Raw genomic sequence first — 21476 nt, forward strand, 5'->3', positions numbered from 1 at the left:
CTCAGCCGCCGATCGCCGACATCGGGCGGTCGGGCTGGAGGAAGGACGGGTCGTCCAGTCCGGAGCCCGCCTTCTTGCCCCACATGGCCAGCTTCCAGAGCCGGGCGATCTCCTCGTCCGGCGCGTCCGAGCGCAGGGCCCCGCGCAGGTCGGTCTCCTCGCGGGCGAAGAGGCAGGTGCGGACCTGGCCGTCGGCGGTGAGCCGGGTGCGGTCGCAAGCGCGGCAGAAGGGGCGGGTGACCGAGGCGATCACGCCGACGCGGTGGGGTCCGCCGTCGACGGTCCAGCGCTCGGCGGGGGCGGATCCGCGGGCCTCGTCGTCCTCGGCGGTCAGGGTGAAGCGGGTGCGCAGCGAGGCGAGGATGTCCCCGGCGGTGATCATGCCGTCGCGCTTCCAGCCGTGCTGGGCGTCCAGGGGCATCTGCTCGATGAAGCGGAGCTCGTAGTCGTGGGCGATCGCCCAGGCGAGCAGCTCGGGGGCCTCGTCGTCGTTGAGTCCCGGCATCAGGACGGAGTTGACCTTCACCGGGGTCAGTCCGGCCTCGCGGGCGGCCTCCAGGCCCTCCAGCACGTCCTTGTGGCGGTCCCGGCGGGTGAGGGTCTTGAAGACGTCGGGGCGCAGGGTGTCCAGCGAGACGTTGACCCGGTCGAGGCCCGCGGCCTTGAGGGCGGTGGCGGTCCGCTTGAGGCCGATGCCGTTGGTCGTGAGCGACATGCGGGGGCGGGGGGTGAGCGCGGCGCACTGCTCGACGATGGAGACGAGGCCGGGGCGGAGCAGGGGCTCGCCGCCGGTGAAGCGGACTTCGGTGATGCCGAGCGAGGTCACGGCGATACGGATCAGGCGCACGATCTCGTCGTCGGAGAGCAGCTCGCTCTTGCCGAGCCACTGGAGACCCTCTTCGGGCATGCAGTAGGTGCAGCGCAGATTGCACTTGTCGGTCAGTGACACGCGCAGGTCGGTGGCGACCCGATCGTAGGTGTCGATGAGCACGGTGGGTCCCTCCCCCGGTGGTGTCCGCGGTGACGCGGTCGTTCATTCCGGCCGGCGTCTTCTGCCGTCTCTTCCGAGACTACGTGAGACCGGTGACATCGAGGTGGCCCGTTTGCCACGAGGTGCGGCCGGGCCGCGTCGTAGGACTCTACGACGCGGCCCGGCCGCTGTGGTGGGCGAAGCGCCGAACGGCCTCGCCCGGGGACGGCCGCAGGGCGCGTCCCGGGGGGTGTCTCAGTGGGCTCCGATGCCGGTGAGGGACTTGACCTCCAGTTCGGCGTACTTGTCGGTGTCGGCCTTCTCCTTGGAGATCAGCGAGCCGATCCAGCCGAGCAGGAAGCCGAGCGGGATCGAGATCAACCCAGGGTTCTCCAGCGGGAACCAGGCGAAGTCGACGCTCGGGAACATCGAGCTCGGCTTGGAGGAGACGACCGGCGAGAACAGCACCAGGAGGACTGAGGAGGCGAGGCCGCCGTAGATGGACCAGAGGGCGCCCTGCGTGGTGAAGCGCTTCCAGAAGAGGCTGTAGAGGATCGTGGGGAGGTTGGCGGAAGCGGCGACCGCGAAGGCCAGGGCGACCAGACCGGCCACGTTCAGGTCGCGGGCGAGCGCGCCGAGCGCGATGGAGACGATGCCGATGGCGACGGTGGCCCAGCGGGCGGCGCGGACCTCCTCCTTCTCGGTGGCCTTCCCCTTCCGGATCACGTTGGCGTAGATGTCGTGCGCGAAGGACGAGGAGGAGGCGAGGGTGAGTCCGGCGACGACAGCGAGGATGGTCGCGAAGGCGACGGCGGAGATCACCGCGAGGAGGATGGCGCCGCCGGTGGATCCGGAGCCGCCGCCGATCTCCAGGGCGGCGAGTGGCGCGGCGGTGTTGCCCGCCTTGTTGGAGGCGATGATGTCGCCGGGCTTGAGGATCGCGGCGGCGCCGAATCCGAGCACGATCGTCATCAGGTAGAAGGCGCCGATGATGCCGATCGCCCAGTTCACGGACTTACGGGCAGCCTTGGCGGTGGGCACGGTGTAGAAGCGGATCAGGATGTGCGGCAGGCCCGCGGTGCCGAGGACCAGGGCGATGCCGAGCGAGATGAAGTCCAGCTTCGAGATGCCGGAGACGCCGTACTTCAGGCCGGGCTCCAGGAAGGCCGCGCCCTTGCCGCTGTTGCTGGCGGCGGTGCCGAGCAGGTCGGAGATGTTGAAGTTGAACTTCAGCAGGATCAGGAAGGTGATGAGCAGGGTGCCCGCGATGAGCAGGACGGCCTTGACCATCTGCACCCAGGTGGTGCCCTTCATGCCGCCGATGGTGACGTAGAGGATCATGAGCACGCCGACCAGGGCGACGATGACGATCTTCCCGAAGTCGCTGGTGATGCCGAGCAGCAGCGAGACGAGGACACCGGCACCGGCCATCTGGGCCAGCAGGTAGAAGATCGAGACGACGATGGTGGAGGTGCCCGCGGCGGTACGGACGGGGCGCTGGCGCATCCGGTAGGCGAGGACGTCGCCCATGGTGTAGCGGCCCGAGTTCCGCAGCGGTTCGGCGACCAGGAGCAGGGCGACGAGCCAGGCGACGAGGAAGCCGATGGAGTAGAGGAAGCCGTCGTAGCCGAAGAGGGCGATGGCTCCGGCGATGCCGAGGAAGGACGCGGCGGACATGTAGTCGCCGGAGACCGCGAGGCCGTTCTGGAATCCGGTGAACTGGCGGCCGCCCGCGTAGAAGTCGGCGGCGCTCTTGGTCTGGCGGCCCGCCCACACGGTGATGAAGAGGGTCGCCACGACGAACGCGGCGAACAGTGTGATGATCATCGGCCGGTGCTCGCTCGCCCCGTCGGCGGCGAGCTGGACGGCGGGGTACGCGGCGGCGTGGGCGGCGCTCATGCGTCGGCCTCCATACGGAACTTGATCGCTTCGGCCTTCGGGTCGAGCTTGGCGGCGGCGTGCCGGGAGTAGAGCCAGGCGATGAGGAAGGTGGTGGCGAACTGGGCGAGTCCGAGGACGAGCGCCACGTTGATGTTGCCGATGACCTTGGTGGCCATGAATCCGCCCGCGTAGTTGCAGAGCAGGACGTACAGCAGATACCAGGTCACGAAGGCGACGGTGAGCGGGAAGGCGAAGGAGCGGTACGAGCGGCGCAGGTCGGCGAATTCCTCGCTCGCCTGGGCCGCCAGGTACGCCTCCGCCGTGGGCTGGACAGGGCCGGTGTACGTACTGCCCTCGGGCGGCGGCGGTGCATCGGTAGCCACGGAATCTCCTCGCGACGCGGGTGCGGTGATCTGGGGGACGTTGGGTGTCATGGGAGGCCTCGCTGCCGGGGGACGGTGATGTGCCTCCTGGACAACGGCACGGAGGGCGCGACGAAGCGGTTCACCGCGTCTTTCGCCTTCTCGGCTGCGTTCGTTCGTCTTCTCGGAGGTGTCCTGTTCGTCCTCTCGGGCGTGCCCCGGCGGGTCGGGTTGTCCGAAAGCCACCCGTTCGCATTCGGCCGCATCGGTCACTCTTCGAACTAACTTGCCCGCAAACGTTGATGTCTCGTGAAGATCAGCGATAGCTTCACTCGTCATGTACGCGACCGAACACGCCAGGTGTCCGGTCGACCGGCACGGATGATGTGGAGAACCCATGGCTCATCTGGCATCGAGGCGGACCCGCGCACTCGCGGTACCCCTCGGACTCGCGCTGACCGCCTCGCTCGGCTTCCTGCCGGCGGCGTCGGCCACGGCGGCGCCCGTCGGCGAGCAGACCGCCACGACCGTGCGGACCGACGGGCCGAAGCTGTCCTACGTGGTCAACACGCGGGGCGGCCACGGCACCGTCAAGCACGTCAAGAAGGCGATCGCCAAGGCAGGTGGCACGGTCGTCGTCGCCTATGAGCAGATCGGCGTCATCGTCGTCCACTCGCAGAACCCGGCCTTCGGCGACACGATCCGCAAGGCACGCGGTGTGAAGTCGGCCGGAGCCACCCGCACGAACCCGATCGTGCCGCAGGCGACCAAGGACGTCGGCGCCATAGCGCAGCCGCTCACCGCCGAGCAGGCGGCGGCCGCCGCAGCGGACGCGCGGGCCGACGAGGACCCGCTGGAGCCCCTCCAGTGGTCGCTGCCCGCGATCAAGGCGGACAAGGCGCACGAGAAGTCGCTGGGCTCGAAGCGGGTGACGGTCGCCGTCATCGACACGGGCGTGGACGACACCCACCCGGACCTGGCCCCGAACTTCGACCGCCGCGCGTCGGCCAACTGCGTCACGGGCGCACCGGACACCACCGCCGGCTCCTGGCGTCCGGCGGCGGGCGAGAGCGACCACGGCACGCATGTGGCGGGCACCATCGCCGCCGCGAAGAACGGCTTCGGGGTGACCGGTGTCGCGCCGGGCGTCAAGGTCTCGGGCATCAAGGTGTCGAACCCGGACGGGTTCTTCTACACCGAGGCCGTCGTCTGCGGGTTCCTCTGGGCCGCAGAACGCGGCGTCGAGGTGACCAACAACAGCTACTACACCGACCCGTGGCTGTTCAACTGCAAGAACGACCCGGACCAGGGCGCCCTGGTCGACGCCCTCACCCGCGCCGTGAAGTACGCGGAGCGCAAGGGCACGGTCAACGTCGCCGCCGCGGGCAACTCCCGCCACGATCTGGCGGTCGACGCGATCGAGGACAAGACCAGCCCGAACGACACCGAGCCGGTCACCCGGACGATCGACCCGAGCGCCTGCCCGGACATCCCGACCATGCTGCCGGGCGTCGTGACCGTCTCCGCCACGGGCGCGAAGGGCCTCAAGTCCTCGTACTCGAACTACGGCAAGGGCATCATCGACGTGGCGGCCCCGGGCGGTGACTCGACGGTCTACCAGACCCCCGAGCCCCCGGCCGTCAACGGGCTGATCCTGTCCACGCTGCCGGACGGCAAGTTCGGCTACAAGGCCGGTACGTCGATGGCCTCCCCGCACGTCGCGGGCGTCGTGGCCCTGATCAAGTCCAAGCACCCCTACGCCTCGCCCGCCGCGGTGAAGATGCTGCTGACGCTCCAGGCGGACGCCAAGGCGTGCGGTGAGCCGTACGACATCAACGGTGACGGGGTCATCGACGCGGTCTGCGAGGGCGGCAAGCACTACAACGGCTTCTACGGGGCCGGAGTGGTCGACGCGCTGGACGCGGTGCGCTGGTAGCAGCGGGCGACAGCACGTCAGCGGGGTGTGTCCCCGGGGAGTTCATCCCCGGGGGACACACCCCCGCTCCTCTTGCCCCTCGCCTCTCCTCCTCTCGACCGGCCGGTGCCATAGTTCGTGCATGACGCACACATCGGCACCGGGCGCATCGGCACCGGACGCGGCAACCCCCTGGGCGGCACTCGGCGGGGACCCCGCCCTGTTGGACCGGGTGGACACGGGCGGTCCCGCCGGGCTGCTGGGCGCGCGGCTGCCCGTCATGGAGCTGGCCCGTTCGGCCGTCGCGGTCTGCGCACTGGCGGCCGCCGAGCTGGCCGCGCACCGGAGCGGCGTACCGGTCCCCCGGGTGCGCGTGGACGACGGTGCGGTGGCGACGGCCTTCATCAGCGAACGGCATCTGCGGATCGACGGACGGGCGCCGGTCTCCTTCGCCCCGCTCTCCCGGTTCTGGCGCACGGCGGAAGGCTGGGTGCGCACCCACGCCAACTACCCGCACCACCGGGCGCGGTTGCTGAGCGCCCTGGGGCTGCCCGAGGACGCGACGCCCGAGACCGTGGCCGGGGTGTTCGCGGAGCGGCAGGCCGTGGAGATCGAGGAGACGGTGTACGCGGCGGGCGGCCTGGCCGTCGCGCTCAGGTCACCGGAGGAGTGGACGGCCCATCCGCAGGGCGCGGCCGTCGCCGCCCGCCCCCTGGCGACCCTGGACCGGCTGGGCGCCCCGACGGCGCCGCGCCCGCTCACGTCCCCGAGCGCCTCGCTCGGCTCCCCCGCCGCCGGTCTGCGGGTCCTCGATCTCACCCGGGTCATCGCGGGCCCGGTCGCCACCCGCACGCTCGCCCTGCTGGGCGCTGACGTACTGCGGGTGGACGCGCCGCAGTTGCCGGAGAGTCAGGACGCGCACAGCGACACGGGGTTCGGCAAGCGGTCCACCCGGCTGGACCTGGGAACACGCTCCGACCGGGCCGTCTTCGAGGAGCTGCTCGCCTCGGCCGACGTCCTCGTCACCGGATACCGGCCGGGGGCCCTGGACGCGTACGGGCTGGCCCCCGACGCACTGGCCGAGCGCCACCCGGCCCTGGTGCTGGCCCAGTTGTCGGCCTGGGGCACGGCGGGGCCGTGGCACGGTCGGCGCGGCTTCGACAGCCTCGTCCAGGTCGCCACGGGCATCGCGGCGGTGGAGGGCACCCCGCAGGAGCCGGGCGCGCTGCCCGCCCAGGCCCTCGACCACGGCACCGGCTATCTGCTGGCGGCGGGGGTGCTGCGGTCGGTGACGGAACAGGGCCGGGAGGGCGGTACGCGGTTGCTGCGGGCGTCCCTGGCGGGGACCGCGCAATGGCTGCTGAGCGGTGGGCGCGGGGGCGGGTCGCAGGACGAGGCCCGTGCCGTGGACGCGTCGTACGTTCATGCGGAAGACCGGGCGGGCTCCGTAGGCACGTCCTACAACTCCTCCGCCTACCTCACCACCACCGCGGCCGGTCCGCTGGGCGAGATCCTGCACGCCCTGTCGCCGGTGGCGCTCCCGGGCGGCGACGGCGGCCCTGCGGACTGGTCACGCCCGCCGGGACGCCTCGGTGCGGACGCACCCGAGTGGCGTACGCGTACGGGCCCTACGGCGAACTGATCCCGCGCCCCGCCGCACCCTTCGTGAGCACCCCGAGGGTGAGCAGGGACTGCGCGGCGATGTAGGTGAGCATCACCCAGAAGTCGGGGGCGGGCAGCTGGGGCCACTCGGCGATACCGGTGGCGATGAGAGCGTCGGAGATCAGGAAGAGCGCCCCGCCCGCCGCCGCGTACGGCCCGAACACCCCGGCCCGCCAGGCCATGGCGGTGAGCAGCAGGCTGTAGCCGGTCAACGGAATCCGCAGGCCCGCGGGGATGTCCGGCCAGATCAGGACAAGGAAGACGGCCAGGACGAGGAGATATCCGATCGCGGTGGCCAGCGGCGCGCGGGCCCGGTCGCGGCCGAACAGCCTCAGATAGCAGACGTGGCCGACGGCGAAGGAACCCATGCCGCACAGGAACGCCAGCTCGTTGTCGGCGAGCAGGAAGACGTCCCCGCCCCACCCGAACAGCAGGGCCGCGACCAGCAGCCGGGGCGCGCCGCGCAGGGCCGCGTACCCGGCGAGCAGCGGCATCAGCAGCGGTTTGGCGACCAGGTGGGCCGTCTCGGTCCCGGTGAGGAGCCCGGCCAGGTCGGCGGCGGCCACGAGGAGGAAGGCGAGGAGTACGGGACGGGCGAAACGCTCGGCCGCGCGGGAGCGGGCGGGCCGGTGGGCCGTGGCGCTCACAGGGTGCGTTCCGGGGCGGAGGGGGCAGGGGCGGCCTGCACGGGTACGGAGACGGGCGCCGCAGCCCCGGCCGCGATGGTCTCGGCTCCCGCCTTCGTCGCAGGCTGCCAGCCCGGCCCCCCGAAGATCCGCCCGGCCCGCTCGCTCCAGGTGTCGGCGGCCCGCACGTCCCGGGCGATGGCGGCGTACTCATGGGTCGCGACGCGCAGCGGGTTGTGGGTGGAGATGTTCTTGGTGAGCCCGTACACGGGCCGCTCGGTCTCGGCCGCGAAGGACCCGAACATCCGGTCCCAGACGATCAGGATGCCGCCGTAGTTGCGGTCCAGGTAGCTGCCTTGCGAGGCGTGGTGGACGCGGTGGTGGGAGGGCGTGTTGAGGACGTACTCGAAGGGGCGGGGGAGCTTCCCGACCCGCTCGGTGTGGACCCAGAACTGGTAGACGAGGTTGGCCGACTGGCAGAACGCGAGCGCCGCCGGGTGCACCCCGCAGGCGATCAGCGGCAGATAGAAGGGCCAGACGGTCGCGGAGGTCCAGGGCTGGCGCAGTGCGGTGGTGAGGTTGAACTTGCGGCTGGAGTGGTGGACCACATGGCAGGCCCACAGGATGCGGATGACGTGGTGGCCGCGGTGGGACCAGTAGTAGAAGAAGTCCTGGGCGAGGAGCATCAGCAGGACGGTCCACCACAGCACGGGCACTCGCATCGGCGTCAGCTCGTAGACCGCCATGTAGATCGCCAGGATGGGGATCTTCCACAGAAGGTCGAAGCCCAGGCTGCCGAGCCCCATGGTGACGCTGGTGGCGGCGTCCCTGGCCTCGTACCCGGCGGCCTCCTCGTCCGGATGGAGACGGTAGCTGACCATCTCGATCACGGTGAGCAGCACGAAGGCCGGTATTGACCACAGCACGACATCGGGCAGGTTCGGCTCCATGCGAGCACCGTAGGGCCGCCGGTCGGTGAGGGCTAGACGTTGTTACCCACAAGTATGCGAGACCTGGTGTCAGCAGCCTTTGGCACCTTCTGCCAATGGCGCGGGCCGTAGGATTTGCGGAGCGCGCGTCATCGAGGGGGAGGAACGCTCGTGTCCGGTACGGAAGTTGCCCTGGTTCGGCTGGCCACGACGGTGGTCGGTGCGGCCACCAAGGCGCTGTTGACCCCCAAGCCCGGCGCGGGCCTGGTCCAGGACCCGGTCCGCCCGCTCCCCCGCCCGCCGAAGCCGGACCGGCTGGCGAAGGTGCTCGCGGGACGGATGTCCGAGTCCTACGCGGATCTCCCCGAGCACGAGCGACTCGCCGCGCTCATTGCCGTACAGGACACGTTCGCCACGGGGGGCGAGCTGGATGCCGGGCGGCTGTTCGCGGTGGAGCTGGACCCGGAGCGGCTGCGCGCAGAGCTGTCGGCCCCGGCCACCGGGCTCTCGGAGCGCGCCCTCGACCTGTACGAGGACCTCCTCGGCCGCTGCTGCGCGCATCTGGTGGAGCAGCTGACCGCACACCCGTCGTTCGCGGCGCGGGCGGCGGTGGAGCAGGTCCGTGCGGCGGGGCGGGGGCGGGAGCTGGTGGAGGACGTCCGGGCCCGGGTCGGCCCGCGCCCGGACGCGGCGGACCTGGAGTTCGAGGGGCGGTACGCGGAGTTCATGGCGACGGCCAACAGCCGGGTGGAGCTGTTCGGGCTGACACTGGGAAGGTCGGCGGGGGGATGGCCATTGGAGACGGCGTATATCGGTCTTGAGGTCAGCGGGGAGTACGAGACGCCCGACCGGCTCGGTCTGGATCATCCGGTCCGGACGACGGTCAGGATCGAGCAGGCGCTCGGCGAGCGGGACCGGTTGCTGCTGCGCGGCCCGGCCGGTTCCGGCAAGAGCACGCTGGTGCAGTGGCTGGCGCTGAACGCGGCCCGGCAGACGTTCGGCAGCGACCTGGCCGACTGGAACCGGTGCGTGCCCTTCGTCCTGCGTCTGCGCGCCTTCACGGCCCTCGACGCCCTGCCCGCCCCGGCGGACTTCCTGCGTGCGGCGGGCGTCCCGCTGCACGGCTCGGCCCCGGCCGGCTGGGCGGACCGGCTGATGCAGCAGGGCCGGGCGCTGGTCCTGGTCGACGGGGTCGACGAGGTGCCGGACCGGCTGCGCAAGCGCACGGAGCGCTGGCTGAAGGACCTGATCGTCGCCTACCCCCGGTCCAGGTACGTGGTGACGACCCGCCCTTCCGCCGTCCCCGAGACCTGGCTCTCCGGCTCCGGCTTCGAGCCGCACACGCTGCTGACGATGGGCCGCGCCGACATCCACGCCTTCATCGGGCACTGGCACCGGGCGGCCCGGTCGGAGTGCCGGACGGAGGCGGAGCGCGCCGAGCTCGACCCGTACGAGAAGGCGCTGCGCCGTGCGGTGAGCACCCGCCGGGACCTGGGGCTGCTCGCGACGAACCCGCTGATGTGCGCCCTGCTCTGCGCGCTGAACCGGGACCGCCGGATGCAGCTGCCCCGGGCGCGCAAGGAGCTGTACGACGCCGCCCTGGACATGCTGCTGGTCCGCCGCGACACCGAGCGCGAGATCGTCGGGGTGGAGGGAGTCGACCTGACCCGCGAGGAACAGACGGCCCTGCTCCAGCGCCTCGCGTACTGGCTGATCCGCAACGGCCTGGTCGAGGCCCGGCAGGAGGAGGCGGTGGCCCTGGTCGCGGACTGGCTGCGGGCCATGTCCCAGGTCCGGGGCACCCCCGACCAGGTCTTCGCCCACCTCCTCAACCGCAGCGGTCTCCTCCGCGAACCGGCCCCGGGCGCGGTCAGCTTCGTGCACCGCACCTTCCAGGACTACCTGGGCGCGAAGGCGGCGGTGGAGGCCCGCGACTTCGGGGTTCTGGTCCGCCATGCCCACGAGGACCAGTGGGACGACGTGGTGCAGATGGCGGTGGGGCACGCGCGGCCGGACGAGCGGGCTGCGCTGCTGACGTCCTTGCTGGAGCGCGCCGACGAGGATCCCGGCCACGAGCACCGGCTGATCCTGCTGGCGGCGGCGAGTCTGGCTCATGCGCCGGAACTGCATCCGGTGGTACGGGCGGGAGTGGAGGAACGGACCGAACGGCTGTTGCCGCCGGACAGCCAGGAGTCCATCGATGAGCTGGCCAAGGTGGGCGGCCTGGCGCTGGAACTGCTGTCGTCGATGCTGGACGAGCTGACGGAGAGGCAGGCGGCAGCCGTGGTGCGGACGGCCGCGGAGGTGGGCGGGGAGACGGCGTACGAGCTGGTGAAACAGTTCCGGGACGACGAAAGGATCCCGGTCACCCACGCGGTGTCCACCGCATGGGAGCAGTTCGACCCGGAGGTCTACGCGCGGGAGATGATGGCCGTCCGTACCTGGGAGGACGCCTACGCGTTCGTCAGGACAGACGCGCAGCTCGCCGCGCTGCGCCACATCCCGACCCTGCGCAGCGTGCATCTGACGGGCGACTTCCACGATCTGTCGCACGTGACGGCCCGGACCGACGTGGAACAGGCTTTCGTCCACAGCAACAGCCGAATCGCCGACGCACGCCCCTTCACAGCGATGCCGCAGCTGCGCGAGATCGGTCTGAGCCGGTGCCCGCAGATCCGGAACATCGAACCACTTGCGCAGCTGGGGCTGAAGTGGCTCTCCCTCGTCGAACTCCACCCATCGTTCGACCCGGCACCGCTGACGGAGATGCCGGATCTCCGCTACCTGGCGCTCGGCCACCCCTTCCTCATGGAGAGCATCGGCGAGCTTCCCGTCTGCGACCAGGTGACCACGCTCGACCTGATGGGGCAGACCCGGTATCTGAACCTGGAGGGCCTGGAGCACTGGACGAACCTGCGAACGCTGGGCCTGCACGGTGCGACCCACCTGCGGCAGCTCTGCCGGACGCCGTCGCTGTGCAACCTGGAGCAATTGCATGTCTTGCAGACGTCCAGCCTGGACCTCAGGCTGCTGACACCCCTCACCACCCTGCGTGGACTGCGCCTGTTCGCGAGCAGCGTGACCTCCGGCCTCGCCCCTCTCACCGAGCTTCCGTCCCTCACTTTCCTTGCCCTCTACGGAAACGAGCAACGCTTCGACCTCACCCCCCTCGCCGCCTCCGAGCACTTGACGATCCAACTGGCTCACGACACCAGCGTGACCGGCACCCGCCTCTTCCCGCCCGAACGCATCGTCCGCCTCCCCTGACCCCCCGCTGACCTCCCGCCCGGGGACAGCCGAATAGGGGACTGTCAGTCGCGGCCCGTATTCTCTGTGACCATGCTCGACGACCGCCAGACAGCCGCACCGTGGCCGACCGCCTACCCCCAGGGGTACGCGGTCGTCGACGTGGAGACCACCGGACTCGCCCGCGACGACCGGATAGTGTCCGCCGCCGTCTACCGGCTGGACGCCCTGGGCGATGTCGAGGACCACTGGTACACGCTGGTGAATCCGGAACGCGACCCCGGGCCCGTCTGGATCCACGGGCTGACCAGCGACGTGCTCGCAGGGGCGCCGCTCTTCCCGGAGGTCGCCGCCGAGCTGTCCGCGCGGCTCGCGGACCGGGTGCTCGTCGCGCACAACGCGGCGTTCGACTGGTCGATGATCGCCCGGGAGTACGCCCGGGCCTCGGTGGTCGCCCCGGTCGAGCAGCGGCTGTGCACGATCGCGCTCGCCAAGGAGCTGCGGCTGCCGCTGCCCAACCACAAGCTCGCCTCGCTCGCCGCGCACTTCGGCGTCGTACAGCAGCAGGCCCACCACGCACTGGACGACGCCCGGGTGCTGGCCGAGGCGTTCCGGCCGAGTCTGCACGCGGCGGCCCGGGGCGGGGTGCGGCTGCCGTTGCTGGAGTGCCGGCCGCTGACCGAGTGGTCCGACTCCCCCGTCGCCCCGCGCGCCGGGTACCGGCCCTCCCGGCAGCCGAACAGCTGGCGGCCCTCGCGCAAGCGTCCCGCCTGCCCGTATCCCAATCCGGGGCGGTACGAGAAGGAGATGCCGCTGAAGCAGGGGATGCGGGTGGCGTTCTCCGGGGACACCTCGATCGACCGGGAGCTCCTGGAGGACCGGGCGGTGGAGGCCGGTCTGCATGTGGCGACCAGCGTGTCCCGGCTGACGAGCCTGCTGGTGACCAACGACCCGGACGCGGCCACGTCCAAGACGCAGAAGGCGAAGGCGTTCGGCACGCCGATCCTGGAGGAGAGCGCCTTCACGCATCTGCTGCGCGATGTGGCGCCCGCCGACCCGGGCGCACCCGGCTCGGTGCCGCCACAGGCGCCCGCACCGTCATCGGAGTGAACCGGGCACGACTCGCCACGCGCCCGCTCGCCCGTCGCCGCCGGGCATCCCACCCTGTGGCGCATGGCACGTTGCGAGGTTTGCGGAAACGACTACGGCATGTCCTTCGAGGTGCACGCGCAGGGCGCGGTGCACGTCTTCGACTGCTTCTCCTGCGCCATCCACCGCATGGCGCCGATCTGCGAGCACTGCCGGGTCCAGGTGATCGGGCAGGGTGTCGAGGCCGACGGGCACTGGTACTGCGGGGCCCACTGCGCCCGCGCCGAGGGGAAGGCGGGCATCGTGGACAAAGTGTGAAAGGTGTGACGAAATCACTCATCGCCGGGCAGGGCCGGCCGTACCCCTGAGTGCTGCACCCCATGACCCCGGTTGTACGGTCATGGGGTGTACCGCTTCCTGTTGACCCGGCAGTGGGTGATCCTCACCCTTCTCGGGCTCGTACTGATGCCGACGATGGTCGAGCTGGGTTTCTGGCAGTTCCACCGGCACCAGCACCGGGTCGCGCAGAACGAGCTGATCTCCCGGAACCTCGAAGCGCCGCCGGTCCCGGTCACCGATCTCACCTCCCCCGGGCACACCGTTCCGCGCGCCGACTTCTGGCGGACGGTGACCGCGACGGGCACGTTCGACACCGAGCACGAGGTCGTCGTCCGCCGGCGGACCTCGACGGACGACCAGATCGGCGTCCATGTCCTGACCCCGCTGGACCTGAGGGACGGCGGCACCGTCCTGTGCGCGATGTGGCGCCCGCCGACCCGGGCGCACCCGGCTCGGTGCCGCCACAGGCGCCCGCACCGTCATCGGAGTGAACCGGGCACGACTCGCCACGCGCCCGCTCGCCCGTCGCCGCCGGGCATCCCACCCTGTGGCGCATGGCACGTTGCGAGGTTTGCGGAAACGACTACGGCATGTCCTTCGAGGTGCACGCGCAGGGCGCGGTGCACGTCTTCGACTGCTTCTCCTGCGCCATCCACCGCATGGCGCCGATCTGCGAGCACTGCCGGGTCCAGGTGATCGGGCAGGGTGTCGAGGCCGACGGGCACTGGTACTGCGGGGCCCACTGCGCCCGCGCCGAGGGGAAGGCGGGCATCGTGGACAAAGTGTGAAAGGTGTGACGAAATCACTCATCGCCGGGCAGGGCCGGCCGTACCCCTGAGTGCTGCACCCCATGACCCCGGTTGTACGGTCATGGGGTGTACCGCTTCCTGTTGACCCGGCAGTGGGTGATCCTCACCCTTCTCGGGCTCGTACTGATGCCGACGATGGTCGAGCTGGGTTTCTGGCAGTTCCACCGGCACCAGCACCGGGTCGCGCAGAACGAGCTGATCTCCCGGAACCTCGAAGCGCCGCCGGTCCCGGTCACCGATCTCACCTCCCCCGGGCACACCGTTCCGCGCGCCGACTTCTGGCGGACGGTGACCGCGACGGGCACGTTCGACACCGAGCACGAGGTCGTCGTCCGCCGGCGGACCTCGACGGACGACCAGATCGGCGTCCATGTCCTGACCCCGCTGGACCTGAGGGACGGCGGCACCGTCCTGGTCAACCGGGGCTGGGTCCCCGCCGCACCGAACCAGACGGCCTACCCGGACGTGCCGCCCGCACCCCGGGGCGAAGTGACCGTCACCGGGCGGCTCAAGGCGGACGAGACGACCGGCAGCAGCGGCATCAAGGACCTGGCGGGGCTGCCGGACCGGCAGGTCATGCTGATCAACAGCGAGCAGCAGTCGCAGCTGCTGTCCCGGCAGGTCCTCGGCGGGTACATCGAGCAGACCGCCCCGCAGCCCTCGGGGAACCGGCCCGAGCAGATCGCGTCCCCCGACGACAGCTCGATCGGTGCGCACATGGCGTACGCGGTCCAGTGGTGGCTGTTCGTCGCCGCCGTTCCGGTCGGCTGGCTGATCCTCGTACGGCGGGAGTTGCGCGACCGGGCGGAGGCGGCGGCCAAGGACGCGACGACGGCCGACGCCCCCGAACAGCCGGAACCCGCGAGCGCCTGAGGCCGGGCCCGGAGCTGCGCCCGACGGCGGCACACCGTCGGTCTGCTTAACCGGGGCCCGGTTCGGGAACACGCCAGAGCGTGACCCCACGCATCGAGGACTACGCCCTGATCGGCGATCTCCAGACCGCCGCCCTCGTCGGCAGGAACGGTTCCGTCGACTGGCTCTGCCTGCCCCGCTTCGATTCCGGAGCCTGCTTCGCCGCGCTGCTCGGCACCGAGGAGAACGGCCACTGGCGCATCGCCCCGCAGGGCGCGGGCCCCTCGGACACCTGCACGCGGCGGGGCTACGCGGGTGATTCCCTGGTGCTGGAGACGTACTGGGAGACGCGGACCGGCACCGTCAAGGTCATCGACTTCATGCCGCAGCGCGACACGGCGCCGGATCTGATGCGGATCATCGAGGGCGTCAGCGGCAGCGTCGACATGAGCTCCGTGCTGCGGCTGCGCTTCGACTTCGGGTCCGTGGTGCCCTGGGTACGCCGGTCGCACGGCCACCGGGTGGCGGTCGCGGGGCCCGACTCCGTCTGGCTGCGCAGCGAACCACCGGTCAAGACGTGGGGCCAGCAGTTCAGCACCTGCTCCTCGTTCACGGTCACCGAGGGCGAGAGCGTGGCCTTTGTCCTGACCTGGCACCCCTCGCACGCACCGCGCCCGAAACTGATCGACCCCCGCAAGGCGCTGAAGCACACCCTGCACGACTGGGCGAAGTGGACCGAGAGGTGTACGTACGAGGGGCCGTACCGCGAGGCCGTTCTGCGCTCGCTGATCACGCTGAAGGCCCTGACCTACGCCCCGACGGGCGGCATCGTGGCAGCCCCCACCACCTCCCTGCCGGAGGAGATCGGCGGAGTACGGAACTGGGACTACCGCTTCTGCTGGCTGCGGGACGCGACGCTCACTCTCGGGGCGATGGTCGCGGCGGGCTATCTGGACGAGGCGGCTGCCTGGCGGGACTGGCTGCTGCGGGCCGTCGCCGGGGACCCGGCGGACCTCCAGATCATGTACGGGCTCGCGGGCGAGCGGCGGCTGCCCGAGGTGGAGCTGACCTGGCTCACCGGCTACGAGAACTCCCGGCCGGTGCGCACCGGCAACGCGGCCGTCCACCAGCGCCAGCTGGACGTCTACGGTGAGGTCATCGACGCGCTGCGGCTGGCCCGCGACGCCGGTCTGGACAGCAAGCCGCACGCCTGGAACCTCCAGCTCAGCCTGCTCGGCTTCCTGGAGTCGAGCTGGCGCGAGCCGGACGAGGGGCTGTGGGAGATCCGCGGCGCACGGCGGCACTTCGTGCACTCCAAGGTGATGGCCTGGGTCGCCGCCGACCGGGCGGTGCGCTCGCTGGAGGAGAACCCCGAGCTGCCCGGTGACGCCGACCGCTGGCGGGCGATGCGGGACGCGGTGCACGCCGAGGTGTGCGACAAGGGGTACGACCCCGAGCGGAACACCTTCACCCAGTCCTACGGGTCGCGGGAGCTGGACGCCGCGACGCTGCTCATCGTGCGGACCGGATTCCTGCCGCCCGACGACCCCCGGGTGATCGGCACGGTCGACGCGGTCCGCGCCGAGCTGGGCAGCGACGGGCTGGTCCGCCGCTACAGCACCGAGGGCGTCTCCGTCGACGGGCTGCCCGGCGACGAGGGGGCGTTCCTCGCCTGCTCGTTCTGGCTGGTGGACGCGTTGCAGCGGATCGGCAGGCCCGGGGAGGCACGGGAGCTGTTCGAACGACTGCTGGAACTCCGCAACGACGTGGGGCTGCTGGCCGAGGAGTACGACGTCACGGCCGGGCGGCAGCTGGGCAACTTCCCCCAGGCGTTCAGCCATATCGGACTGGTGAACTCCGCTGTCGACCTCACCGGGGACGACCCGGCAGGATAGGGCCATGGATCTTGGACTTGAAGACCGCGTGTACATCGTCACCGGCGCGACCCGGGGCCTCGGCAACGCCACGGCACACGCCCTGGCCGCCGACGGCGCCAAGGTGATCATCACCGGCCGGGACGAGAGGAGCGCCACGGAGGCCGCCGACGCGCTGGGCCCGGACGTCGTCGGGCTCGCCGCCGACAACGCCGACCCGAGCGCGGCCCAGCGCCTCGTGGACACGGCACGGGAACGGTTCGGACGGCTCGACGGCATCCTCATCAGCGTCGGCGGACCGGCCCCCGGCTTCCTCGCGGACAACACGGACGACCAGTGGCAGACGGCGTTCGAGACGGTGTTCCTGGGAGCGGTACGGCTCGCCCGGACGGCGGCCGCGGCGCTCGGGGAGGGCGGGGTCATCGGATTCGTGCTCTCCGGATCGGTGCACGAGCCGATCGCCGGGCTGACCATCTCCAACGGGCTGCGCCCCGGTCTCGCCGGCTTCGCCAAGTCGCTCGCCGACGAGCTGGGCCCGCGCGGCATCCGGGTCGTGGGCGTGCTGCCCGCCCGGATCGACACCGACCGGGTCCGCGAGCTGGACGCCCTGTCGGGCGATGCCGAGGCCGCCCGCACCGCCCACGAGGCGCGCATCCCGCTGCGGCGCTACGGGACGCCGGAGGAGTTCGGGAAGACCGCGGCCTTCCTGCTCTCCCCCGCCGCCTCGTATCTGACGGGGATCATGGTGCCGGTCGACGGGGGTTCGCGGCACGGGTTCTGACCGGACGGCCCTTGAGGCCCGCGTACGCCCATGGGCCGTCAGGACACCCGTTCCGCACGGTGCTTGACGGCCTTGAGGCGGACCTCGGCGGGGAGCTCGTCCAGACCGGCCGACCGGCGGGCATGCGTCAGCGCCCCGTCGGCCACCGCGTTCAGGGTCCCCAGGGGTGCGGCGTGCGGCTCCAGCAGCAGCCGCATACGGACTTGGGGCGCGGCCCTGCGGCCGGTCAGGGCCGCATGCGCACGGGACACCCCGTCCAGCTCACCCGCCTCCCCGGCGAGCACGCCCTCCAGGGCCCGGCCGCGCAGCTGCGCCCCTTCGCCGTCACTGCTGTCCACCAGCACCTCGGCGAGGCGGCCACGGCGCAGCTGGGCGAGGAACCACCACAGGGCCAGGACGACCAGGACGGCGAGGACCGCGATCACGGTCGGCCACCACCAGCCCTCCTCGCGCCAGCGGCCCCGGTCGGCATCGCTGAGGAGAACATCGTCCTTGCCGTCCCAGGGCCACCAGGACGGCACGGATGCACCGAGTCCGGCAGCCAGCACGGCTCCGCCGAGGACCACCAGCAGCAGCCCGGCCAGGGCCAGCAGGACCCGGTTGACGGTGGAGCGCATACGGCTCATCCCTTCTTCGCCGGACGGTGCACCTGGACGGATAGGCCCGGCGGCTTCGCCAGGCCCAGCTCCTGGACGGCCCTCTCCAGCGCGGAATCCAGGTCGGTCCGTACGTCGTCGAGTTCCCTGAAGTGCGAGAGTGCCCGCACCTTCGCCTTGCGGCGTCCCATGCTGACCCGTACGGACTGCACACCGGGGACCTCCACGGCCCGGTCGCGCAGGACCATCGCGGCGGCGGCCCGGTCGAGCCCGGCCCGTACCCCGGCGCGCTCGCGGCGCATCGGAAGCAGATCGCGCAGTCCGGGGGTGAGGGCCAGGAGGATCAGCCAGAGGCCGACCGCCGCGGCCACCGCGGCGCCGACGAGCACGAGGACGTCGTTCAGGGGCCGTTCGGCCAGGTCGTCGGCGAGGGAACGCCGCCATTGCATGGCCGGATGGTCGGCCCGTACGGCGGCGATGTCGTAGAGCAACAGCCCGGCCGCGCCCAGAAGGACGAGGGCCAGCACGGCGGCCGGGATCCGGCGCGCGGACCAGAAGCGGCCCGCCGGTCCGCCGTCGCCCTGCTCCAGGGTGGGGACCGGCTCGTGGGCAGCGAGGTCCGTGCCCGGCGCGAGCGGGTACGCGTCGCCGCCGCTGTCCTGGTCCACCGTCGGCATCCGCCGGGTGGAGCGGGTCGGTTCGCCTGGTTCGGTCATCGGATTCTCCCCTGTGCTCCGCTCGCCACCGGGTGCAACCGCTCGACCTGCACGGCCACCTCGGGCACCTCCATGCCGGCCAGCGCCTTGACCCGCTGGGCGACCTGGCGGCGCACCGCGCCGCACTGGCGGCCGATGTCACAGGGGTAGCCGAGCTCCAGGCTGACCCGGACCCGGGCGGCGTCGCGGTGCACGGTGACCGTGGCGCGGGGGGACTCCCCCTCCTGGGGCGGATCGCCTACGGCCTCCTTCGCCGCCTGGGCGGCGATCTTGGCGACGACCCGGTCAGCGATCCGGGTCTCGCCCCGTTCGGCGGCGGCGACCCGCCCGGTCACCGCCGTCACCGCCGTCGGTCGCCGCGCTCGCGACTCCGGAAGAAGTCGCCGGGTTCCAGGTCGCCGTCCATGAACCGACCGGCGATGAAGCCGATCGCGCCCAGTGCGGCCACCAGTACGAAGGCTCCGAATCCGCCGAAGTACCCGGCGAAACCGAGCGCCATGCCGGCCAGCAGACCGACCACAGCCATGCTCATCGTGACTCCTCAACTGCCTTGTCGCGGGGTGTCTCTCGGCGGAGAACGCGGGAGAGCTACTGGACGCGCTGCGCTGACTCGTCCTCGTCGTCCTCCTCGTCGGGCAGCTTGACGTCGCTGACCGCGATGTTCACTTCGACGACTTCGAGGCCGGTCATCCGCTCCACCGCGGCGACGACGTTCTCCCGTACGTCGCGGGCCACGTCCAGGATCGCGACGCCGTAGTCGACGACGATCTCCAGGTCCAGGGCCGCCTGGGACTCGCCGACCTCGGCCTTCACTCCACGGGTGACGGACTTGCCGCCGCCGGGTACCCGGTCCCGGACCGCGCCGAACGTGCGCGACAGGCCGCTGCCCATCGCGTGGACTCCGACCACATCGCGGGCCGCCATTCCGGCGACCTTCTCGACGACGCCGTCGGCTATGGTCGTGCGGCCCCGGGTGCCGGGGGCGCCGCCGCCGCGCTTGCCGAGGGCCTTGTCGCTGTCGGGGTTGGTGCGCTGAGAGGTGTCAGTCATCGCCGCTCTTCCCTTCGGGGGGCAGGGTTGGACTTCCTTGCCCACGTTAAGTGCGCTTTCCCCATTCCGCGCCATGGATGCGGCAGGCTGGGGCGATGACTACGGCGCGGAGCCCGCAGAGGGCCGACGGACGGACCGCTGCGGTGCGGCAACGGCTGGGGCTGGGCAGACTGCTGCCGCTGGGCGGCCCGGCGGACGGCGCGTGGATCGTGGAGACGGCGGCGGCCTCGGTGCTGCGCGGGGCGGCGGCCGTGCCCGGGACCGTGCTGGGGAAGCTACGGATCGGCTCGGCGGAGGAACGGGAGGGGGAAGGAGCACCTCCGGCTCCGGCGAACGCGCTGCCGTCCCGGCGCCTGCGGATCGAGGCGGAGTTCTCGGCCGTCGTGGACCGGCCGCTGCACGATGCCGCGGCGGCGCTGCGCGAGGCGCTGATCACGGCGGCGGCCGCCCGGCTGGGGCTGGAGATCGCCGAGGTGGATCTGAGGGTGACGGCATTGTTCGACGAGGATGCACCCGATCAGGTGACGGCGGCCGCGCCTGCGGCCCCCCTCGCGGAGGCGGACGGGCCGGTGGCCGCCGCGGCCGCCCGGGCTCCGGGCGTCGTCTCGCTGACCAGGGCCCTGGGCCGGGCGGTGCACACCGCCCGGGACCACGTACGGATCGAGGTGGCGACGGCCGCGGACCGCCGGGCGCTGGATGTGGCCCGGTCGGTGCGTACGGCGGTGGCGGCGGCCCTGGAGGACCGGCAGCTCGTGACCGTGGTGGTCACGGACGTGGTGGAGCCGGGCCCCGGAAGCTGAACCCGTGGCCCGGCGCGGCTGTCGGCGCGCCGACAGGGCGCCGGCAGCCGGTGGGTGTGTCGGTCGGTGCGCCGGCGGGCGCGTCAGTCGGTGATGCCCGCCAGGTCGCGGAGCCTGCGGCCCTGGGCGGCGCGCTCGGCGACGCGCTGCTCCTCGTAGTCACGCGAGAGCGCACCGCCGAGGAGTGCCTTGGTCTCGACGACGGCGTCGCGGGGGGCAGCCACCAGGGCGGCGGCCAGATCGCGTGCGGCGGCATCGAGCTGGTCGGCGGGGACCACGAGATTGGCGAGACCGGTGCGCTCGGCCTCCTCGGCATGCACGAAGCGGCCGGTGGCACAGATTTCGAGCGCGCGGGCATACCCCACGAGGTGCACCAGGGGGTGGGTACCCGTGAGGTCGGGAACGAGACCGAGACTGGTCTCGCGCATGGCGAACTGCACGTCCTCGGCAACGATCCGCAGGTCGCAGGCGAGGGCGAGCTGGAAGCCGGCCCCGATGGCGTGTCCCTGGACCGTCGCGATCGACACGATGTCGTTGCGGCGCCACCAGGTGAACGCTTCCTGGTACTCGGCGATGGTCGCGTCGAGCTCGGCCTCGGGGCCGCGCGCCATGTCGAGGAACGACGGCTCGCCGTCGAAGCCCTCGGGCGTGAACGCCTGCCGGTCGAGGCCCGCGGAGAAGGACTTGCCCTCGCCGCGGAGCACCACGACCCGCACCGTGCCGGGCAGCACCCGTCCGGCCTCGGTCAACGCCCGCCACAGAGCGGGAGACTGAGCGTTGCGCTTGGCCGGGTTGGTGAGCGTCACCGTGGCGATGGCGTCATCGACAGTGAGCCGTACACCGTCCTTGTCGAACACCGTGTCGAGCGAGGTCATGGGGCGCCTCCGGATCGGGGTGCAGTCAGCACTCAGAACTAAGTGACTGAACAGTAACCACCCGGACGACCTCGCGGTCAGCCGGGTGGCCACCTCGAATTCCG

21 protein-coding genes and 1 pseudogene are annotated in these 21476 nt (G+C 71.6%); 11 read left to right on the top strand and 11 right to left on the bottom strand.

Annotated elements, in window-relative coordinates; translation table 11 throughout:
• Nucleotide 1: 1 nt before the first annotated feature.
• The 3 genes from moaA to RI138_RS05550 form a co-directional block, all read right to left on the bottom strand.
• A complete protein-coding gene (gene moaA, locus RI138_RS05540) occupies nucleotides 2-991 on the bottom strand; it encodes a GTP 3',8-cyclase MoaA (RefSeq protein WP_096628203.1) in 990 nt (329 codons plus the stop codon).
• Nucleotides 992-1225: 234 nt separating this feature from the next.
• Nucleotides 1226-2869 (bottom strand): solute symporter family protein, encoded by a 1644-nt coding sequence (locus RI138_RS05545; protein WP_311118991.1) that lies wholly within the window; start codon nucleotides 2867-2869, stop codon nucleotides 1226-1228.
• Entirely contained in the window at nucleotides 2866-3234 is a 369-nt protein-coding gene (locus RI138_RS05550) for a DUF485 domain-containing protein (RefSeq protein WP_311118992.1), read from the bottom strand. Before RI138_RS05550 ends, RI138_RS05545 begins: the two co-directional genes overlap by 4 nt.
• Nucleotides 3235-3610: 376 nt before the next feature.
• Here RI138_RS05550 and RI138_RS05555 point away from each other — a divergent pair, with 376 nt between their 5' ends.
• Nucleotides 3611-5149, top strand: coding sequence for a S8 family peptidase (locus RI138_RS05555; RefSeq protein WP_311118993.1), 1539 nt, complete (start codon nucleotides 3611-3613; stop codon nucleotides 5147-5149).
• A 121-nt stretch (nucleotides 5150-5270) separates the two neighbouring features.
• On the top strand, nucleotides 5271-6770 hold the full coding sequence (locus tag RI138_RS05560; RefSeq protein WP_311118994.1) for a CoA transferase: 1500 nt from the start codon (nucleotides 5271-5273) through the stop codon (nucleotides 6768-6770).
• On the opposite strand, the gene RI138_RS05565 is transcribed toward RI138_RS05560, so the two are convergent.
• Both RI138_RS05565 and RI138_RS05570 read right to left on the bottom strand, forming a co-directional pair.
• The gene (locus RI138_RS05565; protein ID WP_311118995.1) at nucleotides 6757-7437 is read right to left on the bottom strand and encodes a lysoplasmalogenase; all 681 of its coding nucleotides are present in this window, start codon (nucleotides 7435-7437) and stop codon (nucleotides 6757-6759) included. The genes RI138_RS05560 and RI138_RS05565 overlap by 14 nt on opposite strands.
• Complete coding sequence (locus RI138_RS05570; protein WP_311118996.1) at nucleotides 7434-8366, bottom strand: sterol desaturase family protein; 933 nt, start codon at nucleotides 8364-8366, stop codon at nucleotides 7434-7436. The genes RI138_RS05565 and RI138_RS05570 overlap by 4 nt, the downstream gene beginning before the upstream one ends.
• A gap of 150 nt (nucleotides 8367-8516) precedes the next feature.
• Between RI138_RS05570 and RI138_RS05575 the strand changes: the two genes are divergently transcribed.
• The 8 genes and pseudogenes from RI138_RS05575 (at nucleotide 8517) to RI138_RS05610 (ending at nucleotide 17335) form a co-directional block, all read left to right on the top strand.
• Nucleotides 8517-11612, top strand: a complete 3096-nt coding sequence (locus tag RI138_RS05575; RefSeq protein ID WP_311118997.1) for an NACHT domain-containing protein — start codon at nucleotides 8517-8519, stop codon at nucleotides 11610-11612.
• A 66-nt stretch (nucleotides 11613-11678) separates the two neighbouring features.
• Entirely contained in the window at nucleotides 11679-12701 is a 1023-nt protein-coding gene (locus RI138_RS05580) for a DEDDh family exonuclease (protein WP_096628190.1), read from the top strand.
• 63 nt (nucleotides 12702-12764) lie between these two features.
• On the top strand, nucleotides 12765-12998 hold the full coding sequence (locus RI138_RS05585) for a hypothetical protein (protein ID WP_006123591.1): 234 nt from the start codon (nucleotides 12765-12767) through the stop codon (nucleotides 12996-12998).
• An 87-nt stretch (nucleotides 12999-13085) separates the two neighbouring features.
• Nucleotides 13086-13433: pseudogene (locus tag RI138_RS05590) on the top strand (SURF1 family protein); the annotation flags it as partial.
• 140 nt (nucleotides 13434-13573) lie between these two features.
• Nucleotides 13574-13807, top strand: a complete 234-nt coding sequence (locus tag RI138_RS05595) for a hypothetical protein (protein ID WP_006123591.1) — start codon at nucleotides 13574-13576, stop codon at nucleotides 13805-13807.
• Between the two features lie 87 nt (nucleotides 13808-13894).
• Nucleotides 13895-14701, top strand: a complete 807-nt coding sequence (locus RI138_RS05600; RefSeq protein ID WP_096628189.1) for an SURF1 family cytochrome oxidase biogenesis protein — start codon at nucleotides 13895-13897, stop codon at nucleotides 14699-14701.
• 80 nt (nucleotides 14702-14781) lie between these two features.
• A complete protein-coding gene (locus RI138_RS05605; protein ID WP_311118998.1) occupies nucleotides 14782-16575 on the top strand; it encodes a glycoside hydrolase family 15 protein in 1794 nt (597 codons plus the stop codon).
• A gap of 4 nt (nucleotides 16576-16579) precedes the next feature.
• Nucleotides 16580-17335 carry an SDR family oxidoreductase gene (locus RI138_RS05610; RefSeq protein WP_311118999.1) on the top strand — a complete coding sequence of 252 codons (756 nt, stop codon included), beginning with the start codon at nucleotides 16580-16582 and terminating at the stop codon, nucleotides 17333-17335.
• Nucleotides 17336-17373: 38 nt separating this feature from the next.
• Here RI138_RS05610 and amaP read toward each other — a convergent pair whose 3' ends face one another.
• Genes amaP through RI138_RS05635 form a run of 5 tightly spaced genes read right to left on the bottom strand, consistent with a single transcriptional unit; the run spans nucleotide 17374 to nucleotide 19697 of the window.
• The gene (amaP, locus tag RI138_RS05615) at nucleotides 17374-17952 is read right to left on the bottom strand and encodes an alkaline shock response membrane anchor protein AmaP (RefSeq protein WP_311119000.1); all 579 of its coding nucleotides are present in this window, start codon (nucleotides 17950-17952) and stop codon (nucleotides 17374-17376) included.
• A 5-nt stretch (nucleotides 17953-17957) separates the two neighbouring features.
• Nucleotides 17958-18647 carry a DUF6286 domain-containing protein gene (locus RI138_RS05620; RefSeq protein ID WP_311119001.1) on the bottom strand — a complete coding sequence of 230 codons (690 nt, stop codon included), beginning with the start codon at nucleotides 18645-18647 and terminating at the stop codon, nucleotides 17958-17960.
• The gene (locus RI138_RS05625) at nucleotides 18644-18991 is read right to left on the bottom strand and encodes an Asp23/Gls24 family envelope stress response protein (protein WP_311119002.1); all 348 of its coding nucleotides are present in this window, start codon (nucleotides 18989-18991) and stop codon (nucleotides 18644-18646) included. Before RI138_RS05625 ends, RI138_RS05620 begins: the two co-directional genes overlap by 4 nt.
• Nucleotides 18988-19179: a hypothetical protein gene (locus tag RI138_RS05630; protein WP_096628179.1), complete on the bottom strand. Its 192-nt coding sequence runs from the start codon at nucleotides 19177-19179 to the stop codon at nucleotides 18988-18990. Before RI138_RS05630 ends, RI138_RS05625 begins: the two co-directional genes overlap by 4 nt.
• A gap of 56 nt (nucleotides 19180-19235) precedes the next feature.
• Nucleotides 19236-19697: an Asp23/Gls24 family envelope stress response protein gene (locus tag RI138_RS05635; RefSeq protein WP_311119003.1), complete on the bottom strand. Its 462-nt coding sequence runs from the start codon at nucleotides 19695-19697 to the stop codon at nucleotides 19236-19238.
• A 95-nt stretch (nucleotides 19698-19792) separates the two neighbouring features.
• Between RI138_RS05635 and RI138_RS05640 the strand changes: the two genes are divergently transcribed.
• Nucleotides 19793-20497 carry a hypothetical protein gene (locus RI138_RS05640; RefSeq protein ID WP_311119004.1) on the top strand — a complete coding sequence of 235 codons (705 nt, stop codon included), beginning with the start codon at nucleotides 19793-19795 and terminating at the stop codon, nucleotides 20495-20497.
• Nucleotides 20498-20580: 83 nt separating this feature from the next.
• On the opposite strand, the gene RI138_RS05645 is transcribed toward RI138_RS05640, so the two are convergent.
• Nucleotides 20581-21372, bottom strand: a complete 792-nt coding sequence (locus RI138_RS05645; protein ID WP_096628174.1) for an enoyl-CoA hydratase/isomerase family protein — start codon at nucleotides 21370-21372, stop codon at nucleotides 20581-20583.
• Nucleotides 21373-21476 lie beyond the last annotated feature (104 nt).

The organism is Streptomyces durocortorensis (assembly GCF_031760065.1).
Classification (GTDB): Bacteria; Actinomycetota; Actinomycetes; order Streptomycetales; family Streptomycetaceae; genus Streptomyces.